Genomic DNA, 6040 nt, shown 5'->3' with positions numbered 1-6040 from the left:
GCCGCGCGCGCGCGGCGCCAACTGACCGTCGAGGAAGCATTCATATTCCTTGCCATCGGTTTCCTCGGCATTTCGAATTCGAGATCCGGCGTTGCGATAACAGTGGTCTCCTGCATAGACATCGCCGAAGTCCTGAAAATTCCGCGGGAGACGGTACGTCGGAAGGTCGTAAATCTCGTTGAAATGCAGCTTGTTTCGATGACGACGCGCGGAGTGATTTTAGAGGCCCTGGATGAATGGCGGGCTCTCGCCGCAGAAATATTACAGTACAAATCTTATTGAGTTCACAAATATAAAAATAATTTTACGCCTACGCTTAGCAAGCGGAGATACAAATTATTGTTATATAGCGCTTTGTTGCACAAATACAACATTGATATTGAATTAAACCAGCAGCCCAATATGAGTTTTTAACCCCAGATTAGCTGTGGTGTTTCATATAAATGTAATTTGTCCTTTGCAGTATCTTATAATGCAAACGTACATGCACTAATTCGTCGCCAATCGAAAATCCGTATTGATGTTGGCGGTGAATAGGAAATCTAAACGAGGTCACAATTGTGCAATGCAAACTGGCCTGAGCTAAACGTCCGAGGAGGGACTAATGAATATTCAGAATAAAATCATCGGGTCGATCGCATGCGCGCTTTCGCTCTGTGGCATGGCGTCGACGTCTTACGCCGGTTCCACGGCTCAGCCCGGCATCTCCACGGGTTTCGTCACCTCCGCGCTTCCGCCTGTTGGCGTGTATAACATTGTCGACATCAATTGGGGCGCGCGCGGTCCTTACAACGGCGGCCCGGAAGTGGATCTCGGCGTCGCCATTCCGGTCCATCTGCTCTGGGCGACACCTTACGAGCTGTTAGGTGGCCGCCTGTTTCTTGTCGACGAGAACGTCTGGGCGCAAGTCGCGGTCGGCCACGGCTTCGGCACAACGGCAGCTAATCTGCGCGGCTTTGCGCTCACCAAGCTCGGCGCTGGATTGTCCTGGAATCTCGGTGCGGGATTCCATGCCGCCATCGAGGAACAGGTTTTTGTTCCGGTAAACAGCCAGGTTTCGGTGAACGACTATTGGGAGTTCAGTCAAAAGGTCGCGATTGGCTATACGGCCAATGATTGGCTGCTCAATGCGGAAATGGTCTACGGGGTCGGCTCGAACGGGCCTCTGCAAAATGTTTCACCGGTTAATGCCGCTTTCAACCAGCCTGCCACCGCTGGCGCCGCCTGGGGCAATCTCAATCTCACGGCGCTTCGGGAATTCGGCAAGTGGGAAGTCGGCGCCATCGGCTTCGGCTCTACCGATCTCAGCTCTCCCTATTCTGGCTATTTGCGCCAAAGCCAGTTCGCGCTCGGCGGCGCCGTCGCTTACAATTTTGAAAACGTTAAACTCGTAGTCAAAGTTAGCCGCGATGTTTACCAGCAGAATGAAGGCGGTTACGATACCCGCTTCTGGAGCGAACTCGTGTTCGCCCTGTGGAAGCCTGAAGCGCACGTTGTTGCCGCGAAATATTGAGTTTGACCACGACGAAAAACCAGGGTGTCGTGTTTTCATCGAGATGAGCAAGTTGGCCGGCCGCGACACAGATGAAGGTTGCGGCTGGCCGAACGAAAGTGGGGATGGCGATTGTCACCTTACTCGACGTTCGTTAAGCAATGGTCTCCTCCATCCGTTTGCTTGCAGTTGGCGAAACCGACGCCGAAGGCCAGTGAAAGTTTTCTTCGAACTGAATGGCCAGCCGCGTTTCGTTCGGGCGGCGACGCCGTCGTTACGCTGGAAGCGCCATTTGGCCCGTCAACCTGGCTTTCGCTTTCGAGGAAAAAAGGGTCCCGAAAATCATGGAAAACAGTTTCAAGACGGCGCTCAAGAATGGCCAGCGGCAGATCGGCCTTTGGTTGGCGATGGCCGACGCCTACAGTGCGGAGATCTGCGCTGGATCGGGTTTCGATTGGCTGCTGCTCGACGGCGAGCATTCGCCGCTCGATTTGCGGACCATGCTGGCGCAATTGCAGGCGACGGCGCCTTATCCCGCGCATGTCGTGGTGCGTCCCCCCACCGGCGACCCCGTTCTGATCAAGCAGATGCTCGATATCGGCGCGCAATCCTTGCTCATTCCGATGGTTGAGACGCCGGAGCAGGCCGAAATGCTAGTTCTCGCCACACGCTACCCGCCGCACGGTTTTCGCGGCGTCGGCGCGGGCATCGCGCGCGCGGCAAGGTGGGGCCGGGTTGGCGATTATCTTGATCATGCCAATGAACAGGTTTGCCTTCTGCTGCAGGTCGAAACCAAAGCGGGGTTGGATAATCTCGAAGCCATAGCCGACATTGAAGGCGTTGACGGCATATTCCTGGGCGCAGCCGATCTTTCGGCGTCGCTGGGCTATATCGGTCAACCGCAGCATCCGGAGGTGGTCGCGGCGATGGAGCGGGCGATCCGCTGCATCCTCGCCAATGGCAAGGCGCCGGGGCTGTTGGCGACTGACGAAGCGGTAGCGTCGGGCTATCTCGCGCAGGACGCGCAATTCGTCGCCGTCGGCGTCGATGTGCTTTTGCTTGCCGAAACCACGCAGGCGCTGGCGCGACGGTTCAAACCGCATGGCGAGTTTCCCCAACGTCGGGCCGCTTATTGAGTCGTTATTGAGCAACCCGGTTTGCGTTGGAGATTTGAAATGCGTTGCAATGAACATTGCGGCGGCGCCGAATGGAATTGATATCGGCGCTCGCCGCCATCATCGCGCCTGCTTTTCTGATCTCAGGCGCGGGCTTCGTCTGGGGCGCCTCGGCTATCGCTTCGATCAGGTCTTCATGACCAATTTGGTGACGGTGATCAATGCGCCCTTGTTCGCCCTTTTGGCAGTGATGTAATTTCCGCTTCGCTCCGCTGGATCATTCGAGCGAGACCGATCAATTCTGATCGGAGTCATGCATGATTCCACGGCTTTTCAGCCGATACACCATCTGCGGCCGGGTGATGCCGAGCAGACGCGCCGCCGCCGCCAGATTGCCGCGTGTTTTTTCGACCGCTCGCTTTAACAACACCGTCTCGAACTCTTCTATCGAGACGGGCTCGGCATTTTCCGCGGCTCCGTGAAGCAGTTTGTCGATCCGTGCGAACATGCGATCGTCTTCGACGACCGGCGGGGCATTACGCGCCAGCGTTGCCTCATCGGCGCGAACGATCTTGCCCTGGTTGTCGAGCGCGTAACGCTGTTCGCTGAAACGCTCGCCGCTGGTGAACAAATCCTGCTTGTCGATTGCTCCTTCATTGGCGGCGAGAATGACGCCCCGCTCGATGACGTTTTCCAGTTCCCGAATATTGCCGGGCCAATCATAGGACAACATGGCGTCCACCGCTCGCTGGGTGAACCCTTTGATCCGTCTTGCGTGCCTTTGATTGAATCGGGCGAGAAAATGGGTCATCAGCAGCGGAATGTCTTCATGGCGGTCGCGCAATGGTGCGATGAGGATCGGGAACACATTGAGGCGGAAGAACAGGTCTTCGCGGAAGTTCCCTTTCCGGACCTCTGCGCGCAGATCGACATTGGTGGCTGCGACAACGCGCACATCGACCTGGCGCGTTTGGGAGTCGCCCAGCCGTTCGATCTCACCTTCCTGCAACACGCGCAAGAGCTTACTCTGGGCGCTGATCGACAGCGTGCCAACCTCGTCGAGAAAAAGAGTGCCGCCGTCGGCGCGCTCAAACCGTCCGAGCCGACTCTGCGTCGCGCCGGTAAAGGCGCCGCGTTCAGCGCCAAACAATTCGGACTCGACTAGTTGTTCTGGAATGGTGGCGCAATTCAGGGCGATGAAAGGCTTGTCGCCACGATGGCTCAGCCGGTGCAACGTCCTGGCGAAAACCTCTTTGCCGACACCGCTTTCGCCGAGGAAAAGTACAGTCGCCTGCGTTGGGGCGACGCGCCGCAACATCTGCATCGCCGTATTGAAACTCGGCGAAACGCCGACCGGGTGACCCGCAGCGATGGCGGATTCGTCTGGCGAAAGCAGAACTTCAATGCGGTTCGAAGCCCGTTGCGCGTCGGCGACTGCGAACATGCCCGGCATGGTGAAGCGCAGATCGTCCGCCGCCTCATCGCCCCAATCCTCGACTACCTTGCCGACGATGCGGCAGGCCGGATGGCCCATCGAGAGACATTCGACCTCTCGATAAAGCACCGGGCGGCCCATGAATTCGGTCGAGAATCCTGAAGCATAGCCGGTTTGCATCCAGCACGCCGGGTCGGCGCCGATCAGGAAATGCCTGATATGCTCCTCATCCTCGATTGGATGGGTCCATACGAATTCGCCATAATGGGTTCCCCGCTCGACATCGAAGTCCAGTCTCACGACCTCGGAGTGGCCGACGCCTTCCAGGCAGTGCATTTGCGGGCCAACTACGAACATATTCTTTGACGAAGTCGTGGAACGCACCTTACGCGCCATCTGCGCGTCAATGACGCCGGCGCGATAGCCCATGCGCGTCAACAACCCCCGCGCCGCGTCGAGGCCGAAGGCATCAATCATCTCATGCCGCAAGGCGCCGAGCGACTTGGCATGGATCAGCAACATGCGTTGGTCGTCCAGCCAGATGCGCCCGTCGTTGAGAGAAAAACTCAGCCGGCCCATAAGATCGGCTATATCCGGAAAACCCGGCTCTACGAGGGGAGTTTTTTGCAGAGGCGCAAGCGAAGTTGACGCGTGCGCTCCGCTTCCGGGACGTCGCGACTCGGTCACGATTGCCTCGGCAAGGCGTTTCGCCTTTTCAAGAACATCATTATTTCCACCCTTGGTATTTATTATTTTGACCGAAATTTAGCATGTTATCTGCTGCCGGGAAACACAGCGGGCGGTGATGAATTGAAGCATGTCTTGACAGTCGCTTGGGGCTCGGATCGACGAATTGATGCATTTTTGTGAATCGTTCCGGCTTGATCGCCCGGCAAACTTTGCGGGCGCCGAAAATGTCGCGTTTATCAAAAAATCGTTATTTTTCTAGAGGACGAGGTTTTTCTCTTGCATCGAAATTGACCGCGCGACGCTTTAGCCGCGGCGATCGCGACCGTCTTGGCACGGTCCCTGCTCCTATCTCCCGCAAGAACTGCAAAGCGACGATTTGATCGACAGCAGTCCGAGCCGCAAAGGCTTTTTTATGCACGGGAGACAAAAAAAATGAAAATTCAAATTCCATCCTGATCCGCTTCTTTCCGCAGCCCGCGGCGGGAGCCGTGCGCGCGAACGGAGCATCAGTTCAAATCGCATGTCATTTGCGGAAAGCGCCGCAATCCAAGCCTTTTTCGGATTTTCCGGAAGGCTGAAGCGCGCTTGCGCGGCAAGGGTCTCTAACGCCTTGGGGCGTGGGAAAGAGGAGGAAATTTGATGACTATTCATGAAAAATTGGCTGCAACACTTCCAGAGCTGCTCAAAGACGATCCGACGACTCTCGATTATCGCGTCGATCGTTCGGTTTTCACGGATCAGGAACTGTTCGAACTCGAAATGAAATATATTTTCGAGGGCAACTGGATCTATTTGGCGCACGAGAGCCAGATTGCCAATCCCAACGATTATTTCAGCACCTTCATGGGTCGTCAGCCGGTGATGATCACCCGTGACAAGAATGGCGTGCTGAACGCCTTCCTCAATACCTGCACCCATCGCGGCGCCACTTTGTGCCGCCACAAGAAGGGCAACAAGTCGAGCTTCACCTGTCCCTTCCACGGCTGGACCTTTTCCAACAACGGAAAATTGCTGAAGGTCAAGGACCAGAACAAGGAAGCGGGTTATCCGGCGGATTTCAATGCGAACGGCAACCTTAATCTGAACCGCGTGGCGCGGTTCGAAAGCTATCGCGGCTTCCTGTTCGGCTCGCTGAATCCCAACGTGAGCACACTCCCTGAATTTTTGGGCGAGGCGGCCAAGATCATCGACATGATCGTCGATCAGGCGCCCGAAGGCATCGAGGTCGTGCGCGGCGTCGGCGTCTATACATTCGACGCCAACTGGAAGCTGCAGGCGGAAAATGGCGCCGACGGCTATCACGTCACG

At 56.4% G+C, this 6040-nt stretch carries 6 protein-coding genes; 5 read left to right on the top strand and 1 reads right to left on the bottom strand.

The features are described 5' to 3' along the window. The 4 genes from ACLP2E_RS11770 to ACLP2E_RS11755 all read left to right on the top strand — a co-directional run. A partial coding sequence (locus ACLP2E_RS11770) for a hypothetical protein (protein WP_442466039.1) occupies positions 1–282 on the top strand: 282 nt, incomplete at its 5' end. A 322-nt stretch (positions 283–604) separates the two neighbouring features. Continuing rightward, positions 605–1513 (top strand): hypothetical protein, encoded by a 909-nt coding sequence (locus ACLP2E_RS11765; protein WP_442466038.1) that lies wholly within the window; start codon positions 605–607, stop codon positions 1511–1513. 323 nt (positions 1514–1836) lie between these two features. Beyond that, on the top strand, positions 1837–2628 hold the full coding sequence (hpaI, locus tag ACLP2E_RS11760; RefSeq protein WP_442466037.1) for a 4-hydroxy-2-oxoheptanedioate aldolase: 792 nt from the start codon (positions 1837–1839) through the stop codon (positions 2626–2628). Further along, positions 2594–2863: a hypothetical protein gene (locus ACLP2E_RS11755; protein ID WP_442460955.1), complete on the top strand. Its 270-nt coding sequence runs from the start codon at positions 2594–2596 to the stop codon at positions 2861–2863. The genes hpaI and ACLP2E_RS11755 overlap by 35 nt, the downstream gene beginning before the upstream one ends. A 39-nt stretch (positions 2864–2902) precedes the next feature. On the opposite strand, the gene ACLP2E_RS11750 is transcribed toward ACLP2E_RS11755, so the two are convergent. Beyond that, positions 2903–4621 carry a sigma 54-interacting transcriptional regulator gene (locus tag ACLP2E_RS11750; protein ID WP_442466036.1) on the bottom strand — a complete coding sequence of 573 codons (1719 nt, stop codon included), beginning with the start codon at positions 4619–4621 and terminating at the stop codon, positions 2903–2905. Between the two features lie 750 nt (positions 4622–5371). Here ACLP2E_RS11750 and ACLP2E_RS11745 point away from each other — a divergent pair. Further along, a partial coding sequence (locus ACLP2E_RS11745) for a Rieske 2Fe-2S domain-containing protein (RefSeq protein WP_442466035.1) occupies positions 5372–6040 on the top strand: 669 nt, incomplete at its 3' end.

It is taken from the genome of Rhodoblastus sp. (assembly GCF_052145335.1).
In the GTDB taxonomy this organism is placed as follows: domain Bacteria; phylum Pseudomonadota; class Alphaproteobacteria; order Rhizobiales; family Beijerinckiaceae; genus Rhodoblastus.
The sequence above is the reverse complement of the archived record's forward strand: the minus strand, read 5'-3'. Positions and strand labels throughout refer to the sequence as shown.

Excerpts from the sequence above, each read along its gene's own strand:
- ACLP2E_RS11765 (WP_442466038.1), top strand. The coding sequence starts at position 605 with ATGAATATTCAGAATAAAATCATCGGGTCGATCGCATGCGCGCTTTCG.
- hpaI (WP_442466037.1), top strand. The coding sequence starts at position 1,837 with ATGGAAAACAGTTTCAAGACGGCGCTCAAGAATGGCCAGCGGCAGATC.
- ACLP2E_RS11755 (WP_442460955.1), top strand. The coding sequence starts at position 2,594 with ATGGCGAGTTTCCCCAACGTCGGGCCGCTTATTGAGTCGTTATTGAGC.
- ACLP2E_RS11750 (WP_442466036.1), bottom strand. The coding sequence starts at position 4,621 with ATGGGCCGGCTGAGTTTTTCTCTCAACGACGGGCGCATCTGGCTGGAC.